Annotated in this window: 14 protein-coding genes; 10 read left to right on the top strand and 4 right to left on the bottom strand. The window is 40.9% G+C overall.

The genetic code is table 11. The features are described from left to right. The first annotated feature begins 73 nt into the window (after positions 1 to 73). From Q4600_RS04140 to Q4600_RS04095, 10 genes are all read left to right on the top strand, one after another. Complete coding sequence (locus Q4600_RS04140) at positions 74 to 1,834, top strand: DUF3943 domain-containing protein (protein ID WP_303524353.1); 1,761 nt, start codon at positions 74 to 76, stop codon at positions 1,832 to 1,834. 322 nt (positions 1,835 to 2,156) lie between these two features. After that, on the top strand, positions 2,157 to 3,413 hold the full coding sequence (glyA, locus tag Q4600_RS04135; RefSeq protein ID WP_102526938.1) for a serine hydroxymethyltransferase: 1,257 nt from the start codon (positions 2,157 to 2,159) through the stop codon (positions 3,411 to 3,413). 240 nt (positions 3,414 to 3,653) lie between these two features. Beyond that, entirely contained in the window at positions 3,654 to 4,103 is a 450-nt protein-coding gene (gene nrdR, locus Q4600_RS04130) for a transcriptional regulator NrdR (RefSeq protein WP_102526939.1), read from the top strand. A 56-nt stretch (positions 4,104 to 4,159) separates the two neighbouring features. Then, positions 4,160 to 5,305 carry a bifunctional diaminohydroxyphosphoribosylaminopyrimidine deaminase/5-amino-6-(5-phosphoribosylamino)uracil reductase RibD gene (gene ribD / locus Q4600_RS04125; RefSeq protein ID WP_248954941.1) on the top strand — a complete coding sequence of 382 codons (1,146 nt, stop codon included), beginning with the start codon at positions 4,160 to 4,162 and terminating at the stop codon, positions 5,303 to 5,305. A 96-nt stretch (positions 5,306 to 5,401) separates the two neighbouring features. Beyond that, entirely contained in the window at positions 5,402 to 6,058 is a 657-nt protein-coding gene (locus tag Q4600_RS04120) for a riboflavin synthase (RefSeq protein ID WP_102526941.1), read from the top strand. Positions 6,059 to 6,113: 55 nt separating this feature from the next. Further along, positions 6,114 to 7,217: a bifunctional 3,4-dihydroxy-2-butanone-4-phosphate synthase/GTP cyclohydrolase II gene (ribBA, locus tag Q4600_RS04115; RefSeq protein ID WP_248954942.1), complete on the top strand. Its 1,104-nt coding sequence runs from the start codon at positions 6,114 to 6,116 to the stop codon at positions 7,215 to 7,217. Between the two features lie 121 nt (positions 7,218 to 7,338). Further along, complete coding sequence (ribE, locus tag Q4600_RS04110; protein ID WP_055023789.1) at positions 7,339 to 7,818, top strand: 6,7-dimethyl-8-ribityllumazine synthase; 480 nt, start codon at positions 7,339 to 7,341, stop codon at positions 7,816 to 7,818. 14 nt (positions 7,819 to 7,832) lie between these two features. Beyond that, the gene (nusB, locus tag Q4600_RS04105) at positions 7,833 to 8,237 is read left to right on the top strand and encodes a transcription antitermination factor NusB (protein WP_076543020.1); all 405 of its coding nucleotides are present in this window, start codon (positions 7,833 to 7,835) and stop codon (positions 8,235 to 8,237) included. A 93-nt stretch (positions 8,238 to 8,330) separates the two neighbouring features. Further along, entirely contained in the window at positions 8,331 to 9,287 is a 957-nt protein-coding gene (gene thiL, locus Q4600_RS04100; RefSeq protein ID WP_303513027.1) for a thiamine-phosphate kinase, read from the top strand. Continuing rightward, positions 9,287 to 9,778 (top strand): phosphatidylglycerophosphatase A, encoded by a 492-nt coding sequence (locus tag Q4600_RS04095; RefSeq protein WP_303513025.1) that lies wholly within the window; start codon positions 9,287 to 9,289, stop codon positions 9,776 to 9,778. The genes thiL and Q4600_RS04095 overlap by 1 nt, the downstream gene beginning before the upstream one ends. A 152-nt stretch (positions 9,779 to 9,930) precedes the next feature. On the opposite strand, the gene recN is transcribed toward Q4600_RS04095, so the two are convergent. From recN to barA, 4 genes are all read right to left on the bottom strand, one after another. After that, positions 9,931 to 11,589, bottom strand: coding sequence for a DNA repair protein RecN (recN, locus tag Q4600_RS04090; protein WP_102526945.1), 1,659 nt, complete (start codon positions 11,587 to 11,589; stop codon positions 9,931 to 9,933). 138 nt (positions 11,590 to 11,727) lie between these two features. Then, positions 11,728 to 12,693, bottom strand: a complete 966-nt coding sequence (locus Q4600_RS04085) for an AEC family transporter (protein WP_303513020.1) — start codon at positions 12,691 to 12,693, stop codon at positions 11,728 to 11,730. Positions 12,694 to 13,038: 345 nt separating this feature from the next. Beyond that, entirely contained in the window at positions 13,039 to 13,650 is a 612-nt protein-coding gene (locus Q4600_RS04080) for a YjaG family protein (protein WP_102526947.1), read from the bottom strand. Then, on the bottom strand, positions 13,643 to 16,471 hold the full coding sequence (gene barA / locus Q4600_RS04075; protein ID WP_303513018.1) for a two-component sensor histidine kinase BarA: 2,829 nt from the start codon (positions 16,469 to 16,471) through the stop codon (positions 13,643 to 13,645). Before barA ends, Q4600_RS04080 begins: the two co-directional genes overlap by 8 nt. Positions 16,472 to 16,551 lie beyond the last annotated feature (80 nt).

The raw sequence follows: 16,551 nt of genomic DNA, 5'->3' as shown, positions 1-16,551 counted from the left end.
GGATAGAAAGAGGGACAATCACTGATTGTTGGTGATATCAGGTTAATTTTTCAAAATATGTTAAGGGATTAAAGTGAGCACGATACAAAGGAAGGCTTTAAAGAGAATATTACTATGTAATTCGTTGTTTTCTGTTTCAATATTCTGCTTGTGTAGTCAAGTTAATGCCCAAGAACTCCAAGCAAAAGAATACAGGTCTTTATTCATTGAAAAAGACCAACCAACCGCTGTTTTCGCCATTAACAGCAAAGATGAAAGTTCAGATAAATCCTTTTATTCAGCAGTTAATCAATCATATTCAAATGAAGTTAATCAACTTAATTATGAGCCATCAGGTTTAGTCATAAGCTCTATCACTGCAGGAAAAGACATTAGAAGTATTAGTGGGCCTGATTTACAAAAAGGTGAAACTCTTATCACAGATACTGAGCTAATAGATAAAGACTGGTGGGGAGCATTAATTGAAATTTCTACGGTATTAGTCATTGGCGAGGTACTTTACCTGACCAGTGAAGAAAGTATGGAAGGAGATTTTGATTACGAAATTGAAGGCAATGCAGGGCAATATTTTGCAGATAGAATTGTGACAACTGATGCTTGGAAACTTGATGACAACAAGGTAGGCATGAATTGGGGGCATACCTATGCTGGCGCACTGTATTATCAAGCGTTTCGTAATTATAACTTTAATTATTATGAATCTATGGCGGGTAATTTTATCGCATCGGCAGTCTGGGAAGTCTTTGCTGAATATAAAGAAGTGGTAAGTGTGAATGATCAAATCGTTACAACATTTGGTGGTGCAGTATTGGGTGAAAGCTTATTTCAAATATCTGAAATGTTAGATTCAAAACAAGGTTGGGTTCCAACGGCTTTTAGTAGTGTTTTTAATCCGGCTAAAACCATTAAAGGTTGGTTTGGTTATGATAACCCACAACGGTTTAATCGAACATACGCCAAGGATACGTTCAACATCTATACAGGTGCAATGTACTCCAGCAAAAAGCAGGCTGATATTTCTACGACTTCTTTAATATTGGGATTAGAGGCGAGTGTTGATAGCGTTCAAGGAAAATATGATGCTTTATCTGCGACACCTAGCCAGGTCGATTTAAACATGGAACTGGGGGTTTCTAACGAAGGGATTGAAGATTGGCAAATGGATTCTTCGATTTTTTTAGGTGGCTGGACGAGCGATGTTAATACCATATTAGATTCTGAAAATAGACGCCAGACTTGGTTTATTGGCCCATCCATGGGGCTGGAATATAGCAGTCTGGGTCAAGATGAAGAGGAAGATTTTTACGCTGCAATCAATGTGATTGGTGTATCTGCTGGAACGCAATGGTTTGTTGATGATGTTTCGATAAGTATCAGAGGCGACCTGTTTGGTGATTTTAGTATGGTGAAACCCTTTGCAACAAAAGATTATCGCCAAAATGGAGGCCATTTTTGGGGGACAAAATCGGTGCTTTGGGAAGGTGGCTATGGATATGCTTTAGGCCATACTGCCAAATTAGCACTAGAGGCGAATTATAAACAATTGTTGCTCGGGGTTAAGTTTCAAAGTCAACGCTGGGACTCTATAGATGATAATGAGTTTAATCGAAGCAGTGATTGGAATCCAAACGTCAGTGACCTAGATTTTAAAGATGCACGTGATAGGTATGAAGTTTATCTCGATGTTCCTTTAACGAATACTATGAGTATCAGTATTCACCATGAACGTATCGATCGAAGTGGCACATTAACCGGAATTGAAAACTTGGCCATTGCCAATCGAAATGATGAAACAGAAAGTCGCAGTAGTATTCACTTTACTTATCAATATTAGCCGATAAATCATTGCCTGTATCATAGATTAGACTATCTAGTTTTTGTGATAAATTGAGCTGTAGAGCTTAAATATTTTGCTGATTAATATTTTAGAAAAGAGTTTTCTTAAAATTGTCACAAGGTTATGAAACTAAGAGTTAATTTGGATTTTTCTATGAAATACAATTACTGAAAGCTGCTGCAGCTGAAAATTTATAGATGGCAAATGGTACTCATAATGAATTGCAAGTAATTTCATGTTTCAAATGCTGGGATTGTGATCAATTGCGCTGTATCATACCGCGCAACCCTACTATAAGAATTAACAGCTGGAGTGAGCAATGCTAAAGAAAGCTATGAATATCGCAGATTATGATCCACAACTATTTGCAGCAATTGAAGATGAGACTCGTCGCCAAGAAGAGCACATTGAATTAATCGCATCAGAAAACTATACCAGCCCACGTGTTCTTGAAGCTCAAGGTTCACAGCTAACTAACAAGTATGCAGAAGGTTACCCTGGTAAGCGTTATTACGGTGGTTGTGAGCATGTGGATATTGCAGAAGAGTTAGCTATTTCTCGTGCAAAAGAATTATTCGGCGCTACATACGCTAACGTACAACCACATTCTGGTTCTCAAGCAAACTCAGCTGTTTTCATGGCACTGCTTCAAGGTGGTGATACTGTTTTAGGTATGAGTTTAGCCCATGGTGGTCACTTGACTCATGGTTCTCACGTTAGCTTTTCTGGCAAGTTATATAATGCTGTTCAGTACGGTATCGATGAAACCACAGGTAAGATTGATTACGCTGAAGTTGAACGTTTAGCCGTTGAACATAAACCAAAAATGATCATTGCTGGTTTTTCTGCTTATTCAGGTATTATCGATTGGGGTAAATTCCGCGAAATCGCTGACAAAGTAGGTGCTTACTTATTTGTCGATATGGCGCACGTTGCTGGTCTTGTTGCTGCAGGTATCTACCCGAATCCACTGCCACACGCTCACGTCGTTACAACGACAACTCATAAAACGCTTGCTGGTCCTCGTGGTGGTTTGATCCTTTCAGCTGTGAATGATGAAGACATTTACAAAAAGTTAAATTCGGCAGTATTCCCTGGTGGCCAAGGTGGTCCTTTAATGCACGTTATTGCTGCTAAAGCGGTTGCATTTAAAGAGGCACTAGATCCTGAGTTCACCACTTACCAAGAGCAAGTTGTTGCGAATGCTAAAGTGATGGCAAAAACCTTCATTGAGCGTGGTTATGATGTGGTTTCTGGTGGTACAGACAACCACTTATTCTTGCTAGATCTAATCAGCAAAGATATGACAGGTAAAGATGCCGATGCTGCGCTAGGTAAAGCTAACATCACTGTTAACAAAAACTCAGTACCAAATGACCCACGTTCACCATTTGTTACTTCTGGTTTACGTATTGGTTCTCCAGCAATCACCCGTCGTGGTTTTACTGAAACTGAATCTGTTGAGCTGACTAACTGGATGTGTGATGTGTTAGATGATATCACTAATGAAGGTACAATCGAGCGCGTTAAAAACCAAGTGCTTGAGTTATGTGCTAAGTATCCTGTTTACGGGTAATACTGTTTACAGGCAGTGCTGTTAACAGGAGTACTGCTGCATTTTTGTCTAGCAAAGATGCTTGTATGTTGTTTAATAATATTAGCAAGCATTTCAACATCAGCTTAGACATATCATCCATATGAACTAAGTAGGATAATCTTAATGATAAGGTTAACCTTATAAAGTAAATAGGATAAACTTTAATGGCTGTAAGTACTTTGTGCTTACGGCCATTTTATTTTTATTTCAGGAGCGAATATGCATTGCCCATTTTGTAGCGCGACAGATACCAAAGTGATTGATTCTCGTCTTGTGGCTGATGGCCATCAAGTCCGTCGTCGTCGGGAATGTACATTGTGCCATGAACGCTTTACCACCTTTGAAGGTGCAGAATTAGTCATGCCACGGGTCATTAAACAAGATGGCACCCGTCAACCGTTTGATGAAGATAAGCTACGTGGCGGTATGCTGCGTGCGGTTGAAAAACGTCCGGTATCGATTGATCAAATTGAACAAGCACTATCTAAGATTAAATCTACCTTACGTGGTACAGGTGAGCGCGAGATTGACTCTGCAATGATTGGCAACCTGATGATGGAACAATTGATGGTATTAGATAAAGTAGCGTACATACGTTTTGCGTCTGTTTATCGCGCCTTTGAAGACGTTTCACAGTTTGGCGAAGCCATCGCTAAATTACAAAAGTAATTCCTGTTTCCATTTTTTATACCGCAGAGGCCATTTGCTGCGGCTATTTCAAGTAGGTGTCTATGTCTCAGTGGTCAGTAGTTGATGTTGAAATGATGAGCCTTGCCATTTCATTGGCAGAGAAAGGGCGCTATACCACGCGTCCAAATCCAAATGTTGGCTGTGTCATTGCTGTAAACGATCACATTATTGGTCAGGGGTACCATATTAAAGCGGGTGGCCCACATGCTGAAATTCATGCGCTTCAAGATGTACAGACGAAGCAAAATCAAACAAAACTATCATCGGCTACTGCTTATGTCACCCTTGAACCGTGCAGTCATTATGGCCGAACGCCGCCCTGTGCTTTAGCCTTAATCGAGGCAGGGGTTAAACGGGTTGTGATTGCTGAAGTGGATGCGAACCCACAAGTGGCTGGCAATGGAATCCGTTTATTAAAAGAAGCGGGCATTCAAGTCGACATAGGTTTGCTAACTGAGCAAGCTAAGCTATTAAACTTAGGCTTCACCAAGAAAATGACCACGGGCCTGCCTAGAGTTACGATTAAACTGGCAGCCAGTATTGATGGCAAAACAGCGCTTTCAAATGGTGTTTCCAAATGGATCACTGGACCTGATGCGCGCGCTGATGTTCAAAAGCTTCGCGCTCGTCATTGTGCCTTAGTGACAGGCGTTGAAACGGTATTGGCTGATGACCCATCATTGAATGTGCGTTATGAACAACTTGGCAGCTTGAAAAACTCAGTTTCGGCCGCAGATCTACAACAACCTCTAAGGGTGATTTTAGATAGCCGCGCAAGGCTAACAAGTGAATTCAAATTATTTGATATCCCATCGCCTATCCTGTTGGTTTCTTGTGTCGACTACGCCGCAGAAGTAAGAGAAAAATTTAACAATCATGTTAGTTGTATCACTATTGCCGCAAATGAAGATGGACGCGTTGATTTACATGCGTTATTTACTTACTTAGGTAAACAATGCAACTCAGTTTTGATTGAATCAGGCGCATCCCTTGCGGGTAGCGTGTTAGATGCAAAGCTTGCTGATGAACTCTACCTTTATCAAGCAATGAAAATTTTAGGTAGTCACGGGCGTAATTTATTACAACTGAATGACTATCAAAGTATGGAACAAATTCCTGAGCTACAATTAGTCGATTCGCGCCGCATAGGTGCAGATCAACGTATGATATTTAGTCTCTAGCAGAATCAACTTGCTTAAATAGGCTGTAATTGCTGGCATAAGCAAGCACTGGCCAAGTTGATTAAATTGAACCGAAATTAATACAAGTGAGTCATTATGTTTACCGGCATTATTGAAGCCTTAGGCACATTAAGAAAAATCGAGCGTAAAGGTGATGATATACGCCTAAACGTAGCAAGTGGTCATCTGGATTTATCTGATGTGAAATTAGGCGATAGTATTGCCACTAACGGTGTGTGTTTAACCGTGGTCCAATGCCTTGCTGACGGATACGTTGCTGACATTTCGGCAGAAACCGTGGCACTGACAGGCTTTGCTAATTATCACGTTGGTCAAAAAGTTAATTTAGAAAAAGCGGTATTGCCGACAACTCGCCTTGGCGGTCACATGGTCAGTGGTCATGTAGATGGCATAGCCGCTGTTGAGCAAAGAAGTGTCCGCGGAAAAGCGATTGAATTTTGGTTAGCGGCGCCAGCTGAGCTTGCTCATTACATTGCTCATAAAGGTTCAATTACCATCGATGGCGTTAGTCTGACAGTGAATGAAATAGATGGGCACCGCTTTCGATTAACGATTGTGCCGCATACAGCATCTGAAACAACACTTACAGCATTACAAGCGGGTGATAAGGTCAACATTGAAGTTGATTTGATTGCTCGTTATTTAGAGCGCTTAATGAATCCTGAAAAGCCAACAACTTCAGGTGGTGGGGTCACTATGGAAATGCTCGCCAACGCTGGATTTATGCGATAACCCTATTTTTACCCTTTATTGCAAATATCGGGAATAACAACACAAAGGTCTTAACATGGCACTACATAGTATAGAAGAGATCATCGAAGACATTCGCCAAGGTAAAATGGTTATCTTGATGGACGATGAAGACAGAGAAAATGAAGGCGATTTGATTATGGCTGCCGAAAAGGTAACGCCAGAAGCAATTAACTTTATGGCGACTTACGGCCGTGGTCTAATCTGTCAAACTATGACTAAAGAGCGTTGCCTGCAACTAAACTTGCCATTAATGGTGACCAATAATAACGCTCAGTTCTCGACAAACTTTACCGTGTCAATTGAAGCGGCAACCGGTGTAACAACAGGTATTTCAGCTCACGATCGTGCAGTGACAGTTCAAGCGGCAGTGGCTAAAGAGGCTAAAGCGGCTGACTTAGTTCAACCTGGACATATTTTTCCATTGATGGCACAAGATGGCGGCGTGTTAACTCGCGCAGGTCATACAGAAGCTGGCTGTGACTTATCACGTTTGGCCGGACTTGAGCCGTCTGGAGTGATTGTTGAAATCCTCAATGATGATGGCACTATGGCGCGCTGTCCTGATTTAGAAGTATTCAGTGAAAAGCATGGTATCAAAATGGGTACTATCGCTGATTTGATTGAATATCGTAATACCAAAGAAACCACAGTAGTGCGCGAAGCAGAATGTAAATTGCCGACACGCTTTGGTGAATTTAACATGGTGACTTTCAGAGATACCATCGATAACCAGTTACATTATGCGTTAGTTAAAGGTGATGTTGAAAAGAACTGTTTAGTACGCGTTCATTTACAGAATACGTTTAACGATTTATTACATTCAGAACGAGATCAAAAGCGCAGTTGGCCACTTGATAAGGCCATGGAACGTATAGCTTCAGAAGGCGGCGTTTTAGTCTTGTTAGGCCATGAAGAACATTCAAGTGAAATGCTAGCCAAAGTCAAAGCCTTTGAAGCTGAAGATAATGGTCAAGCACCCACAGCGGCTAAATGGGAAGGAACCTCTCGTAAAGTCGGTATCGGCTCACAAATTCTATCTAGTCTTGGTGTTAGCACAATGCGTCTATTGAGCTCGCCGAAACATTACCATTCGTTATCAGGCTTTGGTTTAGAAGTTACTGATTACATTGCAGAATAATTCACTAATTTAGTGAAGTTAACATTTATCATTAATTGCACAGGACTCAGGGCATTTTGCTGTGGTATTATAGCGCCACTTTTGCCCAGAGCTGGGTGCTTTAGCTAATTTAGGTAAGATAATGAACGTAGTTCAAGGTAATATCGAAGCAAAAAATGCCAAAGTGGCGATCGTTGTGTCGCGTTTCAACAGTTTTTTAGTTGAAAGTCTGCTTGATGGCGCAATAGATACACTAAAACGTTTTGGTCAGGTTGAAGATGACAACATTACTGTTGTTCGTGTTCCTGGCGCTGTTGAATTACCACTTGCTGCACGTCGTGTTGCTGCTTGTGGAAAGTTTGACGGTATCATTGCACTAGGTGCAGTGATTCGTGGTGGTACTCCGCATTTTGATTTAGTTGCAGGTGAATGTAACAAGGGTCTAGCTCAAGTTGCTTTAGAGTTTGATATCCCAGTTTCATTTGGCGTGTTAACCACAGATACTATTGAGCAAGCAATTGAGCGCTCTGGTACTAAAGCAGGTAATAAAGGCACAGAAGCTGCCCTTGGCCTACTTGAAATGGTTAACGTTCTGCAAGAATTAGAACAACAGTTGGTATAGTAGTAGGAAAAGTAATGAAGCCTTCAGAGCGCCGTAAGGCACGCCGTTTAGCTGTTCAAGCTATTTATTCGTGGCAATTAAGCAAGAATAACGTTGCTGATGTTGAACATGAATTTTTAACTGAGCAAAACATTAACGGTGTTGATGTAGCTTATTTTCGTGAATTGCTATCAGGTGTAGCCACGAAAGCAACTCAACTTGATGATCTTCTAAAACCTCACTTAGATCGTGATATTGAAGATGTATCTCCAGTTGAAAAAGCCATTGTGCGCTTAGCTGCATATGAATTAACTTATCGTAAAGATGTGCCATATAAAGTGGCTATCAACGAAGGTATTGAGTTAGCGAAAGCGTTTGGTGCCGACGACAGCCATAAGTTTGTCAATGGTATGCTAGATAAGCTTGTTACTCGCAAGTAATAAATGAAAACGGTATCTTCGGATACCGTTTTTGTATCACTCAGATACTTCTATAAAACATATAGGTGGGCGGGCAACCGTACCAGATTTATCGTGAAAGAATTCCAAATTATTGAACAATTTTTCCGTGATAAAGGCCAACAGCGCCGTGATGTTCATCTCGGTATTGGCGATGATTGCGCCATAGTGCAACCAGCAGAAAATAAATCCATCGCGATCTCTTGCGATACTCTCGTCGAAAATATTCACTTTTTGCCAACCATGCCAGCTCACGAGTTAGGCTATAAATCTGTGGCTGTTAATTTGTCAGATTTAGCCGCAATGGGCGCAGACCCTGCATGGATGACATTAGCGCTCACTCTACCTGATGTTGATAACCAATGGTTACAAGAATTCAGTGAGGGCTTATTTGAAGCTGCAGAATATTATAGCGTCAGCTTAATTGGTGGAGATACCACTCGTGGCCCTCGATGTATTAACATCACTATTCACGGTCAAGTACCTACCGGTAAAGCATTAACCCGTAGTGGCGCAAAAATCGGTGATTGGATTTATGTGACAGGCACGTTAGGCGATTCAGCCTTAGGTTTAGATGTATTGCTGGGCAACAAAGAAGTTGATCTGCAATATAAAGAATTTTTGATAAACCGACATTATCATCCAACGCCTAGAATTATTGCCGGTCAAGCTCTGCGTTCATTGGCTACCAGTGCCATTGATTTATCTGATGGATTAAATTCAGATATAAAGCATGTTTTAAAAGCCTCCAATGTCGGTGCGATTATTGATGTCAATGAATTGCCTTTATCCAAATCACTTATTGAGTCTGTAGGTAAACATGAAGCAATTAATTACGCACTCACAGGCGGTGAAGATTATGAGCTATTATTTACAGTACCAGAAGCCCAGCGAGGCGCATTAGATACAGCCTTACTCCACGCCGGGGTTAAGTTTGTCAAAATAGGCCAAATTTGTGCCGGTGATAAATTACGACTTGTATCTGATGGACAACCTTTTGAGTTAGACGCGAAAAACTTTGAGCATTTTTAATGAAATTTTTATCTACTGATCCGGCAGTATTAAAGCTGTCTTTAAAAAATCCAGTACACTTCTTAGCGCTGGGTTTTGGTAGTGGTCTTGCTGCGAAAGCACCGGGTACATTTGGCACCCTTGCCGCTGTGCCATTGGTTTATTTAATGAGCCACTTAAGTCTGACAGCTTTTATTATTATAACTCTCGTCAGCACGCTGGTGGGCTTTTATATTTGTGATAAAGCTGCAAAAGATATGGGCGTACATGATCATGGCGCCATTGTTTGGGATGAAGTTGCAGGCTTAATGATTACCATGATAGCTGCGCCTGCTGGGCTTATATGGCTTGTCATCGGTTTTGCATTGTTTCGTTTTTTCGATATCCTTAAACCTTGGCCTATCCGTTGGTTAGACGCAAAAGTTCATGGCGGATTTGGGATTATGATTGATGATGTCTTAGCTGGTATCTTTGCTCTAGTTTGTTTGCAGGCGATTTATTATTTCGTATAGAGCCATCTAAACAGCTATTGAAAGCAACGTTACTTTCAGTAAATTAAAATTTCGTTTCAATAAGTAAAACTAGAAAAGCCCACATGAAGTGGGCTTTTTTGTTTGATAAATAAGTGCCGATTGCGGCTTGTTATCGAGCAAGATTGGCTTAATCAGTGTAAAAGCTCTCGCGCATTTGCGAGTGCATTTTCAGTGATAACATCACCCGCCAGTAACCTTGCTAACTCACTGATGCGCTGCTCTTTATCAAGCGGTTTCATTTGAGTCTCAGTGCCACCACTTTTGGTAAACTTGTTCACTAACATATGTTGATGACCATTACCGGCAACTTGCGGTAAATGAGTCACACAGATAACTTGGGTCGATTCCCCCAAACTACGAAGCATTCGACCGACAACCGCTGCTGTCGGGCCAGAAATACCCACATCAACTTCATCGAATATTAATGTTGGGGTTGAAACTTTTCTAGCCGTGATGACCTGAATACCTAAGCCTATTCGAGATAACTCACCACCTGATGCCACTTTAGCAATAGGTTGTAAGGGCTGGCCTGGGTTGGTGGTTACTTGAAATTCTATTTGATCGCTGCCCATTAATGACTGTGACTCAGGATTAAAGTTAACCGCAATATTGAACTTGCCTTTAGGCATATTTAGCTCGTGTATTGACTGAGTTACCAGTTTATTGAGCTCTTTGGCATAACGTTGGCGGCTTTGGCTGAGTTTCTGTGCGTTTTTAATATAAGCGAGTTTACTGTCATCTAATTGTTGCTGAATCTCATCTAGACGGCTTGCATCGCTACTGAGCTCTGATAGTTCAGCTTTTAACTGCCCGTGGTGCTCAGCTAGATATTCGGTCTGCACATGATGCTTGCGAGCCAGTTGCATTGCTTTAGATATTCGCTGCTCAAGAAAGGCAAAATGTTCAGGGTCTAACTCAATTCTACTGAGATAATCCTGCACTTCACTAGTGCTTTCTTGGACTTGTATCAAAGCTTCATTGAGCATTTCTGCAATGTTTTTAAGTGTAGGGTCAAAGCTCTGTAAGCTGTCAGCGACTGTCACAGCGCGGTTAAGCAAAGATTCAATATTATGTTCGTCATCTTCACTGAGCAATTGGAGTGCGCTTTGACAACTTTCAATTAAGTCGGTGCCGTTTGCTAAGCGTTTATGTTCTTGCTCTATTTGTTCAAACTCGCCAGGTATTAAAGCAAACTCATCTAATTCTTCAACTTGATATTGCACCAGTTGTTTTCGAGCAATACGCTCTTGTTGATTCTGTTGTAATTGTTTGAGTTCATTTTCAACATTTTTACAGCGCTGATAACTTTTAGTCACGCTATCAAGCAATAACTTATGATTGGCGTAGCTATCGAGCAGTGTTAGTTGATGTTCACTTTTTAGCATTGCGTGGTGTGCATGTTGCCCATGGATCCCAACAAATAATTGCCCAAGTGTTTTTAACTGCGAAAGTGGTACAGGGTTACCATTAATGTAAGCGCGAGAACGCCCATCGGCACTGATGGTTCGACGTAATATACATTCATCTTCGACATCAAGATCGTTATCTTCAAGCCAGCGTTTGGCAAATGGCACATCATCTATTGTAAAGCGTGCGCTCACTTCAGCTTTGTTGGCACCTGGTCTCACTGTATTGGCATCAGCGCGATTACCTAAACATAAACCTAAGGCGTCTATTGCAATCGATTTACCCGCACCTGTTTCACCTGTAATGCTGGTCATGCCGGCTTTAAAGTCGAGTTCAAGAAAACGTACAATCGCGAAATTATTAATGCTTAATTGGCAAAGCATAATCAATCCTTGTGTGAATAATCATCAAACCACTGTATTTATAAACAGTTTACACTGTTTTTTTATACAGTAAAGTACTGGTTGTTGATTTTTGTTATAAGGATTTTAATCTCCATGTAAACAATAATATAAGCTGGCTCAGTTTATGTTGTGGAGTAACTTCTCAATAATAGGCAGTGTAATAAATGTGGCGATAGTACTGATTAAAATGCATTTAGCACTGGCTAAACCATAGGTTTGATAGCGTTGGGCAAGTAAGTAAACACTCGCTGCAGTAGGAAGCGCCGCCAAAATAACGCCCATGATAAGCAACTCAGTATCAACATTAAAATACCGTAACAAGGCGTATGCGATAATGGGCTGAAATACCAGCTTTAACATATTTAGCACGGTCATTTCGATAGCAATGTGGTGTCTAGTTTCTGAAGACTCTTCGCCGCCATGCATGGCTTTGGCTAACACCATACCGATTGCAAACAGCGCACACGGGCTAGATGTATTACCGATAAGTCGCATCATCACGCTTAGACTATCAGGTATGGGAAGCTTAACAGCGGAGGCTGCAACCCCCAGGGCGCAACCAATAACAATTGGGTTACTGCTGAGCGCATTGAGCATGATAATAATGGGATGACGTTTTTGCTGCTTATTAATGGCCAGCTCCATGCTTACCATCACAAAGGCAAACATGACAATTGATAATAAACTGGCAATCGCAGCTAATGTAATTGCATGGTTGTTTCCTGGATAGAGCATCATCATCAGAGGAATACCGATAAAGGCTGTGTTACCAAAACTGGTATTAAGCCCCCTGATAGCAGCTAATGCAGGTTGCTTCTTATCAGCTGATAACGAGATGACAGCAGTGACAAAATAGGTAACGAGCATTGTAATGCCAAATGATGCAATAAACCCCCATTGCAAAATTTCATCAATGTCTGTTTCGGCTAAGGCAATAAACAGTATTGCAGGGAAGGCAACATAGTAAACATATTCATTAAGGGTAAAGTCAGTATCATGTGGCAAGACTTTAAGCTTTTGTATAATAAAGCCTAAAAGCATGATTCCGAAAACGGCAATAAGAGGGGTAAGAATACTGGGCATCCCTCAATCCTTGTTAATGAGTAAAGTGATAATGATAGGCGCTAGTCGTGAGTGTTTTGCGATTCAAGCATAAAATACTCAATCATAATGTTGTAAATATTAAGGTGAAACTAATCGAGCGCAACCTTCAATAGCTTGTAGGTAATACAAGAAGTTTTGGCTGTAAGTTGAATGAGTCATAGCCTTTAATTTCGATTCTATTAAATGAGTCTACTTGAAATAACGTAAAAGAAAATGCGATTAAGGTCTTACTTTAGATGATAAAAACCTTCAAAGAAGTAAAGGGAGTGTTGCTGGCATCACTCCCACTATTAACTCTGATTAAACAGCGTCACTTTTAGCTATTTACTGAGCGCTAATGCCAATATTTGATACACCAGCATCGACAATTTCTTTGCGTAACTCTTTAATAAATTCAGCAGATATTTTTGGATTAGCTTCAACAATATCCAACAACATCCCTTGAAGCTCTTTCTCTTCTTTCATAACAGGATGATTGAAAACAAACTCTTCGACTACTTCTTCGTTTAGCTCGTCTTGAAGTTCTTCAACACTGATTGCTTCGATATAATTGGCTACAGTGCTTGAAGACAGCTTACTGATGTTAGTAATATCTTCTTCTATTTTACCTTGAATGCCGCCTAGAAGCGTTGTTAATGCCACAGCTGCGTCCATTGCTGGATAGACACCATATGCTTCAAAATCACTTGGCTCAGGCGTGTTGTCTTCAAGACGTTGTAAATGGATATCGTAGTTAAATTTAAACTTTTTATCGTACTGAGATTGCCAAAGCAAATCTAATACAGTGCTGAGCATTTTTGGCTCACCAAACTCACATACTTCAGAAAAAAGTTGGTAGTTTGGCAGCATACGCTGACAAAGTGCGGTCGCAAATAATTGCTTTTGAGGTAAAGATAACGCTTTTAAACGTTTAAAAAAGCCGGGTTGATTACTCATTGGGAACATCCGCTGATAACTGTGATATCACTTGATTTGCTGCTGATTCTACCTTAGTTAGCTCGTCAAGTAACTCTAGTATTTCCGGTTCTAGATCATCAAGGCTGATTTTTTTCTTCAGTGATGATTCTATCTCTTGGCAAAGCTTTTGGGTATTGGGCACGCCGCAGTAACAACTGGCGCCATGTAACTTGTGTACCGTTTGTATCATGAGTTGATGATCCGCATTTTTGATGGCGGTTTCGATGTCTATGATAGTGCTAGGTAATGAGTCCACAAGCATTTGCAGCATTTCAATTGCCAAGTCTGGTTTTTGATTGGTTTGAGCTAAGCATAGTTCCCAATTCAAGGTGTGCATATCAAAGTGGGTAAACTTAGGTTTATTGATCCAGCGATTAATCACGCCCTTTAGCGCTGCTTCATCAATCGGTTTTGGCAAATAACCATCCATACCACTACCTAAAATCAATTCACGTTCTTCCGCAATGGCGTGAGCTGTGACCGCAATAATTGGCGTATTTCTATTTTGTGACTCTTGGCGAATATATTTGGTTGCAGTAATGCCATCGGTGCCAGGCATTTGAATGTCCATAAAGATGACATCAAAGGATTGTTGTTTAGCGTATTTGACCGCATCATCACCGTTATTGACAGAAATGACATTAACGACAATTTCTTTTAGCAATGTGTCGATGAGTTTTAGGTTGGCAATGTTGTCATCAACAGCGAGCACGCTTAAATTCTTGCGCTCGAAAACAACCTCTTGGCTAACTTCTGTTAATAATGCCGTTTGGGTTGGCGGATGGATAAGCTGATTGGCTAAATCATAGTCACTGATTGGCATGCTCATCAAAATATCAGTATTAGGGCGTAATGCCTGATTGAGTATTTCTTGTTGTTCTATGCAGTCATGGAGCAAAACTAAGCAAGCCGTTTTTTCTCTCGCAATTTTTAAGAACTCGAGTAATTGTTCGTTATCATTAAAGCCATGACAACTAATCAAAATATAGTCGTAATGAATTTTGCTTGACGAAAGTGTTGACGCTAAATGGTTAACTTGACCTACAGAAGTTAAATGTAAGCCCCATGCCTCAAAGCGACGATTGAACGTATCTCGGGTCAATTCACGAGCTTCAAACAACAATAGCGTTTTATCACGAAGGGAGTCTAAATGAAGTACTTCTCCAATATGGAATTGGCTAAGTTCTAGCGGCAGCATAAACCAGAACGTGGACCCTTTGTTCGGCGTGGATGTAAACCCAATTTGACCGCCCATTTGGTTTATTAAGCGCTTGGTAATGACGAGCCCAAGCCCAGTTCCGCCAAAGCGTCGCGAGATTGAAGAGTCAGCTTGACCAAATGCCTGGAATAAATATTCTTGCTGGCTTTCATCAATACCGATGCCGGTATCTATGATTTCACAACGTAAGGTAATGTTTTCATCTTTTTGGCCAACAAGATGAATCTTTAACACCACACTACCTTGGTCGGTAAATTTAATCGCGTTGCCGATTAAGTTTGTCATGATTTGGCCAACACGCATGGCATCACCACTGACACTTTCTGGTACGTTATCATCTATATCAATGACTAATTCGATTTTTTTCTCTTGAGCGCTACCCGATACAATACTGACCGTCTCAGAAATGGTTTCTCTTAATGCAAATGGCATTTTCTCAAGCACCATTTTACCCGCTTCAAGTTTAGAGAAATCAAGAATGTCGTTAATGATACCGAGTAAGTTACTGGCACTGCGCTCAATGGTTTTGATGTAGTCAAGCTGACTTGAATGCAAAGGGGTTTTGATTAACTGCCTAGAGAAACCAATCACACCATTAAGCGGTGTGCGTAGTTCGTGAGACATGTTAGCTAAGAACTCTGATTTTATTCGGCTGGCTTCTAATGCGCGTTTTTTAGCTAAGTCTAATTCAACGTTTTGAATTTCAATTTGTTCTAAGGTTTCACGTAAATCAGAAGTTGCTTGATCGATATTTTGCTGCATTTCATCGTGGTATTCAGATAAGGAGCTCGCCATGGCATTGATACCACGTTTCAATAAATCAAGCTCGCCAATAAGCTGGCCATCTAATCGAGTATCCAGTTTGCCTTCGCGAATTTTAGCCACCACTCGTACCATTTCAGTAATAGGGTAGTTAACGTGTTTTACTAATCTAAACGTGAAAAATAAGTTCAACTGCACACCAATCAAAACGATGACAAATGCCGCTATCGCAGCGCGGTGCTGCTCGAGTAAGGCGTTTTCCTTATTCAACAATATCGAGATATAACCCAAGATCTGCTGACCTTCAGCATTGGTTATCGTAGGGGGGACGTTTTTTGCTGGAGAAGCAGTAGCGAGATAATTGGTATTTTGTTGATTGATGCCAGTATGGGAAATAATGGGTACACGGATCACCATAGTGTCATCAATGGTTTCGTACTGACTAGCAATCAGTGACTCAAGCGCTCTGGTATAGCGCATACTTTCAAAATCTTTGTGATAATGGGAGGTGACGAATAATTGGTTATCATTGTCAAAAATCGCAATTGAATGAATTAAAGATGAGTTACTCAGCTGCGATGCTGCCAGTAATCGTTTGCTGGCTTCTCTGTCTTCAGTCGCTAAGCCAAACTCACTGGCAATGGCCAAAGGTTCGACAATACTTCGACCTTGGGCTATTAAGGTTTCTTCAAGTTCATAAAAACGGTTTATGGTGAAGTAACTTCCAAGTAGAATACCCACCATAACAGTAGGCGCTAACGCAAGTACGAGCACCCAAGAACGGAGGCTGTATTTGGTCATGTTGTTAGCAGTATTCATCGTGAAGTTATTATTCCTAAAGACTTTTATTCATTATGTTGTCTAGATTGCCAGAAATACAGCACTCTTGACTAGTGATT

It is taken from the genome of Shewanella sp. 2_MG-2023, assembly GCF_030548905.1.
GTDB lineage: Bacteria > Pseudomonadota > Gammaproteobacteria > Enterobacterales > Shewanellaceae > Shewanella > Shewanella electrodiphila.
Note: the sequence above shows the minus strand (reverse complement) of the source record. Positions and strands in the feature narration are given on the sequence as shown.